This is a genomic window from Marinobacter suaedae (genome assembly GCF_030519635.1).
GTDB classification, from domain to species: domain Bacteria; phylum Pseudomonadota; class Gammaproteobacteria; order Pseudomonadales; family Oleiphilaceae; genus Marinobacter; species Marinobacter suaedae.
In genome coordinates this window covers 392688-407419 of the sequence record NZ_JAUMIS010000001.1, presented here as the reverse complement: position 1 = coordinate 407419, position 14732 = coordinate 392688, and the positions used below count along the sequence as shown (strand labels likewise).

14 protein-coding genes are annotated in these 14732 nt (G+C 58.5%); 9 read left to right on the top strand and 5 right to left on the bottom strand.

Annotation, left to right across the window (positions count from 1 at the left end; translation table 11 throughout):
* Positions 1 to 5 precede the first annotated feature (5 nt).
* The 9 genes from QVZ43_RS01770 (at position 6) to QVZ43_RS01730 (ending at position 10922) form a co-directional block, all read left to right on the top strand.
* Positions 6 to 1346: an N-acetylmuramoyl-L-alanine amidase gene (locus QVZ43_RS01770; protein WP_420890883.1), complete on the top strand. Its 1341-nt coding sequence runs from the start codon at positions 6 to 8 to the stop codon at positions 1344 to 1346.
* Positions 1347 to 1366: 20 nt separating this feature from the next.
* Positions 1367 to 3280, top strand: a complete 1914-nt coding sequence (mutL, locus tag QVZ43_RS01765) for a DNA mismatch repair endonuclease MutL (RefSeq protein WP_302908632.1) — start codon at positions 1367 to 1369, stop codon at positions 3278 to 3280.
* 3 nt (positions 3281 to 3283) lie between these two features.
* The gene (miaA, locus tag QVZ43_RS01760) at positions 3284 to 4342 is read left to right on the top strand and encodes a tRNA (adenosine(37)-N6)-dimethylallyltransferase MiaA (protein WP_223794045.1); all 1059 of its coding nucleotides are present in this window, start codon (positions 3284 to 3286) and stop codon (positions 4340 to 4342) included.
* Between the two features lie 20 nt (positions 4343 to 4362).
* Positions 4363 to 4614: an RNA chaperone Hfq gene (gene hfq / locus QVZ43_RS01755; RefSeq protein ID WP_223794044.1), complete on the top strand. Its 252-nt coding sequence runs from the start codon at positions 4363 to 4365 to the stop codon at positions 4612 to 4614.
* Between the two features lie 115 nt (positions 4615 to 4729).
* Complete coding sequence (gene hflX / locus QVZ43_RS01750) at positions 4730 to 6028, top strand: ribosome rescue GTPase HflX (protein ID WP_302908631.1); 1299 nt, start codon at positions 4730 to 4732, stop codon at positions 6026 to 6028.
* Positions 6029 to 6106: 78 nt separating this feature from the next.
* Positions 6107 to 7309, top strand: coding sequence for an FtsH protease activity modulator HflK (gene hflK / locus QVZ43_RS01745; protein ID WP_223794042.1), 1203 nt, complete (start codon positions 6107 to 6109; stop codon positions 7307 to 7309).
* 2 nt (positions 7310 to 7311) lie between these two features.
* Positions 7312 to 8187: a protease modulator HflC gene (gene hflC / locus QVZ43_RS01740; protein ID WP_302908630.1), complete on the top strand. Its 876-nt coding sequence runs from the start codon at positions 7312 to 7314 to the stop codon at positions 8185 to 8187.
* Between the two features lie 178 nt (positions 8188 to 8365).
* Positions 8366 to 9547, top strand: coding sequence for an ATP phosphoribosyltransferase regulatory subunit (locus QVZ43_RS01735; protein WP_302908629.1), 1182 nt, complete (start codon positions 8366 to 8368; stop codon positions 9545 to 9547).
* A 79-nt stretch (positions 9548 to 9626) separates the two neighbouring features.
* On the top strand, positions 9627 to 10922 hold the full coding sequence (locus QVZ43_RS01730) for an adenylosuccinate synthase (RefSeq protein WP_223794039.1): 1296 nt from the start codon (positions 9627 to 9629) through the stop codon (positions 10920 to 10922).
* Between the two features lie 45 nt (positions 10923 to 10967).
* Here the strand turns inward: QVZ43_RS01730 and cmoB are convergent, their stop codons facing one another.
* The 5 genes from cmoB to QVZ43_RS01705 are packed head-to-tail and all read right to left on the bottom strand — an operon-like array spanning position 10968 to position 14600.
* Entirely contained in the window at positions 10968 to 11966 is a 999-nt protein-coding gene (gene cmoB / locus QVZ43_RS01725) for a tRNA 5-methoxyuridine(34)/uridine 5-oxyacetic acid(34) synthase CmoB (protein ID WP_302908628.1), read from the bottom strand.
* Between the two features lie 15 nt (positions 11967 to 11981).
* Positions 11982 to 12746: a carboxy-S-adenosyl-L-methionine synthase CmoA gene (cmoA, locus tag QVZ43_RS01720; RefSeq protein WP_302908627.1), complete on the bottom strand. Its 765-nt coding sequence runs from the start codon at positions 12744 to 12746 to the stop codon at positions 11982 to 11984.
* Entirely contained in the window at positions 12739 to 13113 is a 375-nt protein-coding gene (locus QVZ43_RS01715; protein ID WP_302908626.1) for a PA3694 family proteiin, read from the bottom strand. The genes cmoA and QVZ43_RS01715 overlap by 8 nt, the downstream gene beginning before the upstream one ends.
* Before the next feature lie 33 nt (positions 13114 to 13146).
* Positions 13147 to 14166 (bottom strand): serine/threonine protein kinase, encoded by a 1020-nt coding sequence (locus QVZ43_RS01710; RefSeq protein WP_223794035.1) that lies wholly within the window; start codon positions 14164 to 14166, stop codon positions 13147 to 13149.
* 11 nt (positions 14167 to 14177) lie between these two features.
* Positions 14178 to 14600, bottom strand: coding sequence for a hypothetical protein (locus tag QVZ43_RS01705; RefSeq protein ID WP_223794034.1), 423 nt, complete (start codon positions 14598 to 14600; stop codon positions 14178 to 14180).
* Positions 14601 to 14732: the final 132 nt, after the last annotated feature.

The window sequence follows — 14732 nt, the reverse complement described above, 5'->3', positions numbered from 1 at the left end:
TGAGTATGGAAAAATTAATCCCGAGAGCGCTTTTTGGCGCTGTATCGGCACTCCTGCTGAGTGTGTCTTTTCTGGCGCATGCCGGCTCTCGCGTGGACGATGTCCGCCTTTGGCCGGCACCCGACCACACCCGGCTCGTGCTGGATACGGCGGGCAAGGTTGCCCACAATATTTTTTCTCTCCAGAACCCCTCGCGACTGGTTATTGATCTCAAAAATGCCGAACTCGGCGCGGACTTTGATGCGCTGGACCTGGCCGGGAGCCCTATCAAGCGCATCCGGAGTGCGCCCCGAAATGGTAGCGACCTCCGGGTAGTGCTGGACCTGAAAAGCGACATCAAGCCCCGCAGCTTCCAGCTGGAGCCAAACGGCCAGTACGGCCACCGGCTTGTGGTCGACCTGATCGACGAGAATGGCCGGAGGTTTGAAAAAACCGCCAAACCGACCGTGACACAGAGCGTTGGCGGCCAGCGCGATATTGTTGTTGTAATTGATGCAGGGCACGGCGGTGAAGATCCGGGCGCTATTGGCCCGAAGGGGACCCGCGAGAAAAACGTCGTTCTGCAAATGGCAAAAACCCTGGCGGCCCTGATTGATAAGCGGCCGGGTTACACTGCCAAGTTGACCCGTACCGGTGACTATTACATAGGCCTGCGAAACCGGACGCTGCTGGCGCGCAAGTACAACGCCGACCTGTTCGTGTCGGTGCACGCTGATGCCTTCCGCACACCTCAGCCCAAGGGGGCGTCGGTATTTGCCCTGTCCCAGCGCGGTGCAACCAGTGAAACCGCGCGCTGGCTGGCTCAGAGCGAGAACCGCTCTGACCTGACAGGCGGTGTTTCCCTGGACGGTCGGGATGACATGCTGGCGGGCGTGCTACTGGACTTGTCGATGACCGCCAGTATCAACGCCAGCCTCGGTGTGGGCAGCTCGGTGCTGGGTAACCTGGGCCGCGTGGCCAAGCTGCATAAACCACGGGTAGAACAGGCGTCCTTCGTGGTGCTCAAGTCCCCGGATATCCCTTCGATCCTTGTGGAGGCTGGGTTCATTTCCAACCCCGAGGAAGAGAAAAATCTGAATAGCCAGTGGTATCGTGACCGACTGGCATCAGCGATCATGAAGGGCATTGAGGACTACTTCCAGAAAACACCGCCGCCGGGAACCATGCTGGCGTGGCAGAAACAAAGGGGCAGTTCGGCCGTCAGTCATTACCAGATCAAGGCCGGCGACACGTTGTCCGGCGTAGCCAGGGAAAACCAGACCACGGTCAGCGAGCTGATGCAGTTTAACGGCCTGACAGACGACCGTGTTATGGTAGGGCAAACCATTCGTATACCCGCTTCCTGAGTAAGAGGTTTTTCCAGAACATGCCCCACATTCAGTTGCTCTCGCCGCGGCTCGCCAACCAGATTGCCGCGGGCGAGGTGGTGGAGCGTCCCGCATCGGTTGTCAAAGAGCTTGTCGAAAATTCGCTGGACGCCGGTGCCGGCAGAGTCGATGTTGAAATAGAGCAGGGCGGCGTCAAGCTGATCCGGATCCGGGATGACGGTAGCGGTATCAGCGAATCCGACCTGCCTCTGGCGTTGAGCCGCCACGCCACCAGCAAGATTACCAGTCTTGATGACCTCGAGGCCGTTGCGTCCCTGGGCTTTCGCGGTGAGGCCCTGGCGAGTATCAGCTCGGTGTCCCGTCTCACCCTGACATCCCGCACGGAAGAACAGGAAGCGGCGTCACGGGTGGAAGTGGAAGGCCGGGACATGGACGCCCACATATCACCGGCTGCGCATCCGGTCGGTACGACCGTGGAAGTTCGGGATCTGTTCTTCAATACCCCGGCGCGCCGCAAGTTTCTGCGCACCGAGAAAACTGAATTCAATCATATCGAAGAGTGTGTCCGGCGCCAGGCCCTGAGCCGTTTTGATGCCGGATTCACCCTGCGCCATAACCAGCGGGTGGTTCAAAGCCTGCGGCCCGCGGAGACCCCGCTGGATAAAGAGCGCCGGATCGGATCCCTTTGCGGCCAGCAGTTTATTGATAACGCGGTGGTCATCGATGCCGAAGCGACCGGGCTGCGCCTGTGGGGCTGGGTGGCATTGCCCACCTTTTCCCGCAGTCAGGCGGATCTGCAGTACTTTTTCGTGAACGGCAGGGTGATCCGTGATCGACTGGTGGCCCACGCGGTCCGCCAGGCGTATCGCGACGTTCTGTACAATAACCGGCATCCGGCGTTTGTCCTGTACCTGGAACTGGACCCTGCCACGGTCGACGTCAACGTGCACCCAACCAAGCATGAAGTTCGCTTCCGGGATGGTCGCCTGGTCCACGATTTCATTTTCCGGACACTGCACAAGGCGCTCGCGGATGTTCGGCCCGATGATCACTTCCGTGGCGCGGTTGCGCAGTCGGTGGTTCGGGAAGGGGGAGCAATGCCCGGTACAGGGGCAGAGGCCACAACGTCCGCAGCAACAAGCTGGGGGCAGCCTTCGCAGCCGGCGGTTCCTTCGCCGTCGTCGCCGGGCGCTTCCGGTTACGGCGGCTACCAGGCCTCCCAGCCCCAGCAGGAATGGCGCGCCAGCGATCAGATGGCGTTCTACAGTTCGCTGAATACTGGCGGTGGCGTTACCAATGGACAATCGTCAGCCGCCATCGCCGATCTGTCTGTTGCAAGTCCGACGCCCCCCGCCGACAGCGACGAGGAGCCTCCGCTGGGTTACGCGATTGCCCAGTTGCACGGCATCTACATTCTGGCTCAAGGCAAGGCCGGCCTTATTGTGGTGGATATGCACGCTGCCCATGAGCGGATTACCTACGAGCGGATGAAGCGGGCGCTTGCGGACCAGGATCTCAAGAGTCAGCCTTTGCTGGTGCCGGTATCTCTGGCGGTCAGCCAGAAGGAGGCCGCGTTGGTCGAGACCCATGGAGGCGAACTCCAACAGCTTGGACTGCAGATTGAGCGTATAGGGCCGGAAACCCTGGCCGTTCGGCAGGTGCCGGCGCTACTTCGAGGAGCAGACACCGAACAGTTGGTGCGGGATGTGTTGTCGGACCTGATCGAGCATGGTCAGAGCGATCGAGTGGAGGCCGTCACCCATGAGCTGCTCGGCACCATGGCGTGCCACGGCTCCGTTCGGGCCAACCGGCAGCTGACCATTCCTGAAATGAACTCTCTGCTTCGGGACATGGAAGCCACCGAGCGCAGCGGCCAGTGTAACCATGGGCGTCCGACCTGGACGCTGGTCACCCTGTCCGAGCTCGACAAGTTGTTCCTACGCGGTCGCTGACCTATGGCGCACGAGAACGGGGCCAACTCTACCCAGAAGCCGCCCGCCATCTTCCTGATGGGGCCCACGGCTTCGGGCAAGACCGATCTGGCCATCGAGCTTTGTAAGCGACTGCCCTGCGACATCATCAGCGTGGACTCGGCCCTGATCTACCGAACCATGGATATCGGGACCGCCAAGCCCAGTGCCGAGGAGCTGGCGGCCGCTCCCCACCGTTTGATCGATATCTGTGATCCGGCCGAAACCTATTCAGCCGCGGATTTTCGCCGGGATGCCCTGGCGGAAATGTCGGCCATCAGTGCAGCCGGACGCATTCCGCTGCTGGTGGGCGGCACCATGATGTACTACAAGGCCCTGCTGCACGGTATGTCACGCTTACCGTCGGCCAGTCCGGAAATCCGCCACGCGATCCAGCAGGAAGCGGAGGAGAAAGGCTGGCAGGCCTTGCACGGGGAGCTCGAGCTGTACGACCCGGTTGCTGCCCGCCTGATTCACCCCAATAACCGCCAGAGGCTGATGCGGGCGCTGGAGGTCTACCGCCTGACCGGCAAGCCGATTTCATCCTTCTGGCAGGCTGAATTCGCCAATCCATCACAAAATCAGCGAGATGGGGTTGAGGATTTCACCTATTTCACCCAGTGGCAGGCAGACGAATCCGAAGAGCTACCGTATACTGTTATTCAGCTGGCTGTAGCCCCGTCAACGCGGAGCCAGCTTCATGAAAGGATTCATCAGCGGTTTTTAAACATGCTGGAGCATGGCTTCCTTGATGAGGTGCGTTCACTGATGGCGAGGGGGGATTTGCATCCCGATCTTCCCTCCATGCGCTGTGTCGGTTACCGGCAGGCCTGGGATTTCCTGGCCGGCAACGTTGACTATGACGCGTTTGTGAACAAGGGGGTTGCTGCAACCCGGCAGCTGGCCAAGCGCCAGATGACCTGGTTGCGGAAGTGGTCGGATGTGTTCTGGCTCGACAGCGGGGACCCAAAGATCACCGAGACTGCCTTGAAAAACATCGGGCTTCGCACCACTTTTAAAATTGACGATGACGATCTGAATTAACTAAAAACAGGAGAACACCCATGTCAAAAGGGCACTCGTTACAAGACCCTTACCTGAATGCCTTGCGCAAGGAGCGCGTGCCGGTATCCATCTTCCTGGTGAACGGTATTAAACTCCAGGGCCAGATTGAATCTTTCGATCAGTTCGTGATTTTGCTGAAAAACACTGTCAGCCAGATGGTCTACAAGCATGCCATTTCCACTGTCGTGCCGGCGCGCAATGTTCGCCTGCCGCAGCAGGGCACGGCAGGCGAGGGTGAGTCTGAAGACTGAATTGTCAGACCGCCCGAAGATCGCCACCCGCGTTTCCGACGAACCTCAGGGTTCCAAGGACGCGGGTGTTTGTTTTTATAGCCCGTTGAAATGTTTCCACCGGAGTTGAATTGGTTTGTTTGAACGTCCCGATGTTGGCGAACGCGCCGTACTGGTTCATATCGATTTCACCGCTTACGATGACGCTGAAGACCCGGGTGAATTCCGGGAGCTGGTCACTTCTGCCGGTGTGGAGCCTGTGGCCCGGATAGGAGGTTCCCGCAAGCAGCCAAGTCCCCGCCTCTTTGTGGGTGAGGGAAAACTGCAGGAAATCCGGGATGCGATCCAGGCTTACGAGGCGGATGTGGTGCTGTTCAATCACGCCCTCAGCCCAAGTCAGGAGCGTAATATTGAACGGGAACTGAAGTGCCGGGTACTGGATCGCACGGGGGTTATTCTCGACATTTTTGCTCAGCGGGCCCGCACCCACGAGGGTAAGTTGCAGGTTGAGCTGGCCCAGTTGGAGCATATGTCCACACGCCTGGTTCGCGGCTGGACACACCTGGAGCGTCAGAAAGGCGGGATTGGCCTGCGCGGACCGGGTGAAACCCAGCTGGAAACCGACCGACGGTTGCTTCGGGAGCGCATCAAGTCAATCCACAAACGGTTGGCAAAGGTTCGTCGTCAGCGTGATCAGGGGCGGCGTGCCAGGCAGCGGGCTGACATTCCGACGGTGTCTCTGGTCGGTTACACCAACGCAGGCAAATCTACGCTGTTCAACCGAATTACAACCTCCAGCGTATACGCTGCTGATCAGTTGTTTGCCACACTCGACCCAACCCTGCGCAGGTTGGAACTCCCGGACATCGGGCCCGTAGTGATGGCGGACACGGTGGGTTTCATTCGGCACCTGCCCCATAAACTGGTGGAAGCCTTCCGGGCAACCCTTGAGGAAACCACCGAGGCGACCTTACTGCTGCACGTCGTGGATTGCTACGATAGCCGCAGGGACGACAATATCGAACAGGTGGAATCCGTGCTCGCCGAAATCGGTGCGGACGAGATTCCGGTTCTTCAGGTGTTCAACAAGATTGATTTGCTTGAAGGTTTTTCTCCAAGGATTGATCGTAACGAAGATGGAATCCCGATCCGGGTATGGGTCTCTGCGGTAACTGGCGAAGGGATCGATGACCTGTTCGACGCGATTGTGGAGCGCCTCGCCGAAGACGTCGTCCACTATTTTGTCTTGCTTGGGCCAACAGACGGCAAACTGAGGGCTCTGTTGCACGAGGCGGGTTCGGTATTGAGTGAAGAGCACCGGGAGACCGGCGATGCGGTGCTGGAGGTCCGGTTGCAGAACCGTGACTGGCGGCAGTTGCTCAGCCGTGCAGGAATGAATGAAGAATCGGTTCGCCTTGATGATCGCCATGCCTGAAAGCGCATGGGCTATTGCCGGGGCGATGATAAATCCCTAGTATTTGCAGCCATCTACACGTAAGGAACGGAGAGCACTATGGCCTGGAACGAACCGGGTGGAAATCGCAATGACAACGACCCCTGGGGAACTGGCGGAGGTCGGCGCGGCGATGATCAGGGGCCGCCAGACCTCGATGAAGCGCTAAAGAAAGGTATCGAAAAGCTGAACAAAATGCTGGGTGGCAAAGGCTCCCGCAACGACGGAGGCGGTTCCGGAAGTTCCGGAAGTTCCGGCGGATTCGGTGCGGTTCTGGCACTGGGCTTTTTGCTGTTCTTGGGTTATGTGATCTACCAATCTTTCTACACGGTGGACGAGCAGGAGCGGGCAGTAGTCCTTCGATTCGGTGAATTTAACCGCACCGAGGAGCCAGGTCTGCGCTTCAAGGTGCCGCTGATTGATGATGTCACCAAAGTGCTTGTTACCAACGTGCGTACAGCCGAGTCCAGCGGTCAGATGCTGACCCAGGATGAGAACCTCGTTACCGTTGATCTGCAGGTGCAGTACCGGGTTGAGGATGCCAAGGCTTACGTCCTGAATGTACGGGATTCGAACCAGGCTCTTGCCTTCGCAACCGACAGTGCGTTGCGCCACGAGGTGGGCAGTTCGTCGCTGGACGATGTTCTGACCGAGGGGCGTGCTGAGCTTGCGGTGCGAGTTGAGCAGCGGCTCCAGCGTTTCCTTCAGGAGTATGGTACGGGCCTTCAGATCGTCCGGGTGAACGTGGAAAGCACACAACCGCCGCCCGCGGTTCAGGACGCTTTCCGTGAAGTTCAGCGCGCCCGTGAGGACGAACAGCGCGTGAAGGAAGAAGCCGAAACCTATCGAAACAAGGTGGTTCCTGAGGCGCGTGGTCAGGCTCAGCGGATGATTGAGGAAGCTAACGCTTACAAGCAGGAAGCGATTGAGCGCGCCCGTGGTGAGTCGGCTCGCTTCACCGAACTGCTGTCAGTGTATAAGCGGGCTCCGGAAGTCACCCGGGAGCGTTTGTACCTGCAGGCTCTGGAATCAGTACTTTCTAACAGCAGCAAGATCTTTGTTGATACCGAAAGCAGTGGAAACATGATGTATCTGCCACTTGATCGTCTGACACAGGGTGCCTCGCTGCCCCGCAGTTCCCGGAGTGGCGACAGCCAGTCATCCGGCGACCGAAATGGGGACGTGGATATTCAGGAGTTGACCGAGCAGGTCATCCGGGAGCTTCGCTCCAGACAGGAGACTAACGGACGGAGGAGCAGATAATCATGGGACCTAAAGGTGTATTGGGGCTTGCAGGCACCCTGATTGTTGTCCTGCTCGTTCTCTCAAGTGTTTATATCATTCCGGAAACCCATCGAGGTGTCCTGTTACGCTTCGGTGAGTTGGTGGAAACTGATATCCCGGCTGGCCTTCACTTCAAGGTGCCGGTGATTGATCAGGTGCGGGAATTCGATATCCGGGTACTGACCATGGATCTGCCTTCGCGCCAGTACCTGACCACCGAGAAGAAGCCGCTGGATGTGGATTCCTACATTGCTTGGAAAATCCTTAACGTGGACCAGTTCTACCGGGCGACTGGTGGTGATGAGTTCCGGGCCCAGTCTCTGCTGTTGTCCCGCGTGGACAATGGCCTGCGGGACGAATTCGGTATCCGTACCATGCACGAGGTGGTCTCCGGTCAGCGTGATGAGCTGATGCACGCTCTGAGGGATCGTGTCAACGAAACCTCTGTCCAGGAATTTGGCATCGAGGTTCTCGACGTGCGGGTCAAGGCCATCGAACTGCCGGGCCAGGTCAGCGACAACGTCTATCGTCGGATGGCCACCGAGCGGGAAAAGCTGGCTCAGGAATTCCGTTCTCGCGGTCGTGAGCTTGCCGAAGGCATTCGTGCGGATGCGGATCGTCAGCGCACGGTTGTTCTTGCGGAAGCTTTTGCCGAGTCGGAAGAGACGCGCGGTGAAGGTGATCGGGAAGCTGCCAACATCTATGCGGATGCGTACGGTTCCGATGCTGAGTTCTACAGCTTCTATCGGAGCTTGCAGGCCTACCAGAAGACCTTCTCTGAGAAAGGCGACATCATGGTCATCGATTCCGACAGTGACTTCATGAAGTTCCTCAAGGATCCGATGGGCGCCCAGTAAGCCGCGCGCCCTTGGCAAAAACCGGAATACCTCGGTATTCCGGTTTTTTTGTGTCGTTCAACCGTGTAAAATCCGTCCGGTTTTGTGTCAGGGTTTTATCGCCCTGAGTTCGCCTTAAATCCTGTGTAACCGCTGTCGGGCTATGTGCCTGGGCGGGTCTGACGGACAACGTTATCTCATGACAGTATCTGATCGCTGGTTACTGCCGGACGGGGTGGAAGACATTCTGCCGCCACTGGCCGGACGGATCGAATCCCTGCGCAGGGATGTAATGGATACCTGCCAGCGCTGGGGCTACCAGCTGGTTATTCCTCCTCTGGTTGAATATCTGGAGTCGCTGTTTACCGGCACCGGTAACGATCTTCAGCTCCAGACTTTCAAACTGACGGATCAGCTCACTGGCCGGATGATGGGCGTCCGGGCTGACATGACGCCCCAGGCTGCCCGTATCGATGCTCACACCCTTGCACAGGATGGCATTACCCGTCTTTGCTATGCGGGCCATGTGCTGCATACCCGTCCCCGTCATATGCTGACCGGCCGGACTCCGATTCAGGCCGGCTGTGAGTTGTTTGGCAGCGCTTCCGAGGCTGCCGATATGGAAGTCATCCGGTTGATGCTAGAAACCCTGCGGGTTGCTGGTCTGCCTCGTATTCACCTGGATCTCGCTCATGTCTCCATCTACCAGAGTCTGATGGGGGCGGCGGACTTTGGTCATGAGACTGAGGCGGCCATTTTTGACGCCATGGCGCGCAAGTCGGTACCGGAACTGGATGAACTGCTTGGACACTGCGAGGCAGGTTCGCCCGGAGCCAGGCTGAGAGATCTTGCCCGGGTCAGTGGCGGGCGCGAGGCGCTTGAGCAGGCCCGCGACATCCTGATCGGCTTCTCGGAGGATCTGGATGCCGCGCTGGGCAAGTTGAGCCGCGTGTCTGAAATGCTGGCAGAAAGTTATCCGGAAGTGAGTCTTGGCTTCGATTTTTGCGAGCTTCGTGGCTACAACTATCACACTGGGCTGGTGTTTGCCGCCTACGTTCCCGGTCATGGCGACTCGGTTGCCAAAGGCGGCCGTTACGATGCCATCGGCAGCGATTTTGGCCGTGCAAGGCCGGCAACAGGCTTCAGTCTGGATATTCGGGCGCTGGTGTCGCTCGGTGAACGTCCCTTCAAGGTGGCCGGCGCCATCTGGGCGCCATCGGATGAGGATGCGGCGTTGGAAGAGGCTATCCTAGAATTGAGAGCGAACCATTCGGTTATCCGTGCCTTGCCGGAGGACGCTGGAACGAATCCTTTTGTCAAAGGCTGTGATCGTCACCTGGTTAAGCGTGATGGTAAATGGGTCGTTGAGAATCTCGGTTGAGACCCGAGGGTCTCTACCATCAATTACACGTATTTGGATGAAATGCCTGCCCCAAGGGCAGCGGCACTGAGAGAAAATCATGGGTAAAAACGTTGTTGTGCTGGGCACCCAGTGGGGTGATGAAGGCAAGGGTAAGATTGTTGACCTGCTGACCGACAAGGTGGCCGCGGTTGTTCGCTTTCAGGGCGGACACAATGCCGGTCATACACTGGTTATCGATGGCAAGAAAACGGCCCTTCACCTGATTCCGTCCGGGATTCTGCGCGAACACGTGGTGTGCCTGATTGGCAACGGCGTTGTGTTGTCCCCGGAAGCGCTGCTGAAAGAGGTTCGGGAGCTGGAGGCCAATGGTGTCGCTGTGCGCGACCGACTGCGCATTTCGGAAGCCTGCCCGATTATCCTGCGTACCCACGTTCGCATTGACCAGGCCCGCGAGCGCGCCCGTGGCAATGACAAAATCGGTACCACCGGTCGGGGTATTGGCCCTGCCTATGAGGACAAGGTTTCCCGGCGCGGTATTCGCCTTGGCGATCTGGCGAACCCCGCTGATTTCGAAGCGAAGTTGCGTGAAATCATGGCCTACCACAACTTCGTTTTGACCGAATACTTCAAGGAAGAGGCCGAAGACATTGATGCTGCTCTGGCCGAGCTGAAGCAGATGGGCGAGGAAATCCTGCCGATGGCGGCGGATGTGACCGACATGCTGCACGACTTCCGCAAGCGCGGTGAGCATATCCTGTTCGAAGGCGCTCAGGGCTCCTTGCTGGATATCGATCTGGGCACCTACCCGTATGTAACCTCCTCCAACACCACCGCAGGCGGTACCGCTACGGGTTCCGGTTTCGGGCCCCTGTTCCTGGATTATGTGCTGGGCATTACCAAGGCCTACACCACTCGCGTTGGCTCCGGTCCGTTTCCGACCGAACTGTTTGATGACATGGGAAATCACCTGGCGATCAAGGGTAACGAAGTCGGCACCACCACCGGTCGTGCCCGTCGCTGTGGTTGGTTCGACGCGGTGGCCCTGCGCCATGCCATTCAGATCAACAGTGTGTCGGGTATCTGCCTGACCAAGCTCGACGTGTTGGACGGACTGGAGACCGTGAAGGTCTGCGTGGGCTACAAGACGCCGAATGGCGAAATCACTCGCCCGCCCATCGGCTGCGACAACTACAAGGACATTGAGCCGGTGTATACCGAGCTTCCTGGCTGGAGTGAGAGCACCGTAGGGCTGACCGGCATCGATCAGTTGCCCGAGAACGCCAAGGCCTATATCCGCTTCCTCGAGGAGCAGATTGAGGCGCCGATCGATATTATTTCTACCGGTCCGGACCGGGTGGAAACCATCACTCTGCGTCATCCCTTCGGCGAGTAAGTCTACCGAAGCAAAAAAGCCGCCCCACGGGGCGGCTTTTTTGTGTCAGGGTTTTTCGGCAATGACGGTGGCCCGCTTGGGCCCCGGATAACCTTCAATGGTTCTGGTCGGGTCTTCGGGATCGAGGAAGTCTTTCAGCGAATTGAATCGCATCCAATCGGTACTTCGTTGCTCCTCGGTGGTGGTTTCCGTGACATCCACCACCCGGGCGTTCTCGAATCCCGTGCGGTCCAGCCAGCGCAGCAGGGTATCGCAGCTGGGCAGGAACCAGACATTACGCATCTGGCCGTACCGGTCTTCGGGCATCAGGCTGTAGCCCTCGGGTCCGTCGACAACCAGTGTCTCCAGGACCAGTTCGCCGCCTTTGCGCAGGGTGCCTTTGAGTTCCAGCAAGTGGTCCAGAGGGGAACGGCGGTGATAGAGCACGCCCATGGAGAAGGTGGTATCAAAGGCCTGCAGATTCTCCGGCAGGTCCTCCATTCGAATGGGCAGCAGGTCAACCGGTACATGGCCGAGATAGCGTTTGACACTGAGGAACTGGAACAGGAAGAGCAGACCGGGGTCAATGCCAATCACCCGCCCGGCACCTTCGCCAAGCATTCGCCAGCAGTGGTAGCCTGACCCGCAGCCAACGTCGAGGATTCGGCGGCCACTCAGGTCTGACAGGTAGGGTGATACCCGATCCCATTTCCAGTCTGAACGCCACTCGGTATCAATGTGGATACCGAAGAAATCGAATGGCCCCTTACGCCAGGGCATCAGGCCCTTCAGCGAGGCTTCGAGCTGCTCCTGTTGAGCGGACGAGAGGGGCGTCCGGGATTCCAGTGTTACTGCCGGGCAAGTGAGGTTTCCGTTGACCTCGGGCAGCTCGGGAAGGCCGTCAAGGGCGTTCAGCCAGCGCACCATGTCGCCGTGGGGCCGTTCCTCAAACCGAAGCGTGAGTTGTTTGCGAAGTTGCTCGGCCCAGCGTGCCTGGGGGCCATTGGAGGCGGTCAGCTCTTCGAAGAGCCTTTGGTAACAGGTTTGCCAATCGAAGTGTGTCATGGGGGCGAGTGATGTTTAACCGTTCTTGATGGCCAGCATGGAGACAAAATTGAAGCACTGGTACCACACCATCACATCGTCGAATCCGGCGTCGAGCAGTCGCTGCTTGTGAGCGGCCAGGGTCTCAGGTATCAGTACCCGTTCAATGGCGCTCCGCTTCTGACTGATTTCCAGATCGGAATAGCCATTGGCCCGTTTGAAATCATGGTGTAGCCGGGTTTGCGTATTTTGCTCCCGCTCGGATTCGAACTGAATTTTTTCCGACAGGATGAGCACGCCTCCGGGGCGGGTTGCCCTGGCAATGCGGGTCAGCAGGGCTGAGCGCTCCTCCGGTGCGATGAACTGGAGGGTGAAGTTCAGGGTTGTGACCGAGGCATTGCTCAGCTCGGTATGCAGGATGTCCTCGCACCTGAGTGTGACCGGCATCGGATTGTCGTCGAGGGCGATGTAGTGCTCGCAGCGCTCGATCATGGCGCTGGAGTTGTCGACACCGAACAGGGAACAGTCCGGATAGGAGATGCCATGGCGCATGGCCAGCGTAGAGGCGCCCAGAGAGCAGCCGAGGTCGTAGCAGTTGGAGCCGGCCTGTGCGTACTGTTCGGTAATCACCTCGATCATCGGGATGATGGTGGTGTAGCCGGGCACTGACCGGCGAATCATGTCGGGAAACACCCGAGCCACCGATGCATCAAAGCGGAAGTCGTCGGGTCGCCGCTCGGTGGCAAAGAGTCGGTCGGTGGCCTGTTCGGGTGGCTTGCCCGGAGACTTCGGTTTACTCATTGTCAGCAGGCTCCGCGGATTCAGTGGCATCGGGGACAGAGGGGGCTGTTGGTGAGGGACGGTAACAGCGTACGCCCCGGTTTTTGTGGTCCACCAGAATGCCGCGGAATGATGGGTCGACATCGGCGGCAATGGCCAGATACCCGTTCTCGCAGGTAGCGTGCAGTTCAGAGGCTTTGTGTGACATCCGGAAGGGCTGGTCCGGATTGACGTGAATGGCCTCAAAAGTGCCAACCGGAACGTGGTCCTTGTTGTCGGAGTGATCAATCCGGCCGCTGGCCTCAAGGACGAGCACCGTTACAACGATGGAAACCACGGCCGTCAAAATCAGGCTGCGAACCGTATACTGGGCCTCTTGCTCGGGCATGCTTACCTCAAATGCTGTGAAACGTTGAATGACTCAGTGTTGGCCGGGGAGTGACAGCGATGGTGACTGCAGGGCGGCCAACTGCTCCCTGAGCGCGAGAATCTGATCAGACCAGAAGCGGGGTTTGCCAAACCACGGAAAGAAGCGGGGAAATGCCGGGTCGTCCCAGCGTCTGGCGAGCCATGCGCAGTGGGCAATCTGCCGGTAGCAACGCAGTGGTTCGATCAGGTGCCGTTCTCTCCGGTTGAAGTCCCGAAACATCTCGTAGCCTTCAAGCAGCTCTCCCAGCTGGGCTCCTCGCTCTGAATCCTCTCCGTTGAGCAGTAACCACATATCCTGGATGGCTGGCCCGGTGCGGCAATCGTCCAGGTCCACAAACAGCATCTGCTCGTCGCGGCACAGGATGTTGCCGGCGTGGCAGTCGCCATGCAGGCGCAAGTCTACCACAGGTCCTGCGTCATCAATTCGGGCCGCGCACAGCTCGATCAAATCCCGGAGCAGGCTGTCCCAGGCAGGGCGCAAGTCTTCCGGTATCCATCCGCCTTCCACCAGCAGTTGATTATTCGCAACCAGGCCATCGAGTAATGACAGGGCCGGCCGGTGCCGGAACGTTTGCTTGGCGCCAATGTTGTGCAGCTGGCCGAGCCATTGCCCAAGGCGATAAAGGGTATCCGTTACGCTGACATCCGGAGCCTGGCCGCCTCGCTGTGGGAACACAGCAAAGCAAAAGCCAGAGTGGCTGGCCAGGGTGTCCCCAGAAGGCATTTCAAGTGGCGCGACCACGGGAATATCGGCGTCAACCAGCTCCCGGGTAAAGTCATGCTCTTCACGAATCTGGGCTTCAGTCCATCGGCCGGGGCGGTAGAACTTGGCAATGACCGGTGTGGTTTCTTCCAGGCCAACCTGGTAAACCCGGTTTTCGTAGCTGTTGAGGGCAAACAGGCGTCCATTGATGTCGAAGCCCACGGATTCCAGGGCGTCCAGTATGGTATCTGGCGTCAGGGCATCGTAGGGGTGGGAAGATTCTGTAGCAGTTTGGTGGTCGTGGGTCATAGGGCAGCGACTCAGAAGTCCGTCTCGTAATCGGATTTCATGGCCCGAATATGATACCAGTTTTCATCCAGTTCCCAGCGAATTCGCCGGATACCTTCGGCTCCCAGAACAATGTCGCCGGCCCGGGCTTGAATTTGGGCGAGTTCGCGCTCGGCGCGCTGCCAGGCTTTGTCACTTTCGGCCAGACTTTTCATGCTTGGAAAAACCGCACCCAGTGCCTGCTGGGTAGAGACATTGTGCGAGCGCAGTGAGCTCATGATGGCTGTGTTTCCTTCCACGCGAAGTACCCGGTGTTGATAGGGGTAGCCGGCAACCACGGGGTCTGACTTCAGCAATTCGTTCAGACTGATGACCTCAAAGCCGCGCCAGCCGAGCCAGCTGACGAACACTGCGGCTACAACCATCACCAGTAAAAACTGCTTTTTGTCTGACATACCTGCTGGGCTCCGTGCACATTTTCAGTATTCCTGACGCAGAGTATAACTGGTCTGATCCACTGAGTAATGGGTGCTTCGCGCTGCAGTGCGCTGGATCAATCGGTTATGCTTTTCCCACTACACGGTGAT

Coding starts and splice junctions, on each gene's coding strand:
- QVZ43_RS01770 (WP_420890883.1), top strand. CDS start 6: ATGGAAAAATTAATCCCGAGAGCGCTTTTTGGCGCTGTATCGGCACTC.
- mutL (WP_302908632.1), top strand. CDS start 1,367: ATGCCCCACATTCAGTTGCTCTCGCCGCGGCTCGCCAACCAGATTGCC.
- miaA (WP_223794045.1), top strand. CDS start 3,284: ATGGCGCACGAGAACGGGGCCAACTCTACCCAGAAGCCGCCCGCCATC.
- hfq (WP_223794044.1), top strand. CDS start 4,363: ATGTCAAAAGGGCACTCGTTACAAGACCCTTACCTGAATGCCTTGCGC.
- hflK (WP_223794042.1), top strand. CDS start 6,107: ATGGCCTGGAACGAACCGGGTGGAAATCGCAATGACAACGACCCCTGG.
- hflC (WP_302908630.1), top strand. CDS start 7,312: ATGGGACCTAAAGGTGTATTGGGGCTTGCAGGCACCCTGATTGTTGTC.
- QVZ43_RS01735 (WP_302908629.1), top strand. CDS start 8,366: ATGACAGTATCTGATCGCTGGTTACTGCCGGACGGGGTGGAAGACATT.
- QVZ43_RS01730 (WP_223794039.1), top strand. CDS start 9,627: ATGGGTAAAAACGTTGTTGTGCTGGGCACCCAGTGGGGTGATGAAGGC.
- cmoB (WP_302908628.1), bottom strand. CDS start 11,966: ATGACACACTTCGATTGGCAAACCTGTTACCAAAGGCTCTTCGAAGAG.
- cmoA (WP_302908627.1), bottom strand. CDS start 12,746: ATGAGTAAACCGAAGTCTCCGGGCAAGCCACCCGAACAGGCCACCGAC.
- QVZ43_RS01715 (WP_302908626.1), bottom strand. CDS start 13,113: ATGCCCGAGCAAGAGGCCCAGTATACGGTTCGCAGCCTGATTTTGACG.
- QVZ43_RS01710 (WP_223794035.1), bottom strand. CDS start 14,166: ATGACCCACGACCACCAAACTGCTACAGAATCTTCCCACCCCTACGAT.
- QVZ43_RS01705 (WP_223794034.1), bottom strand. CDS start 14,600: ATGTCAGACAAAAAGCAGTTTTTACTGGTGATGGTTGTAGCCGCAGTG.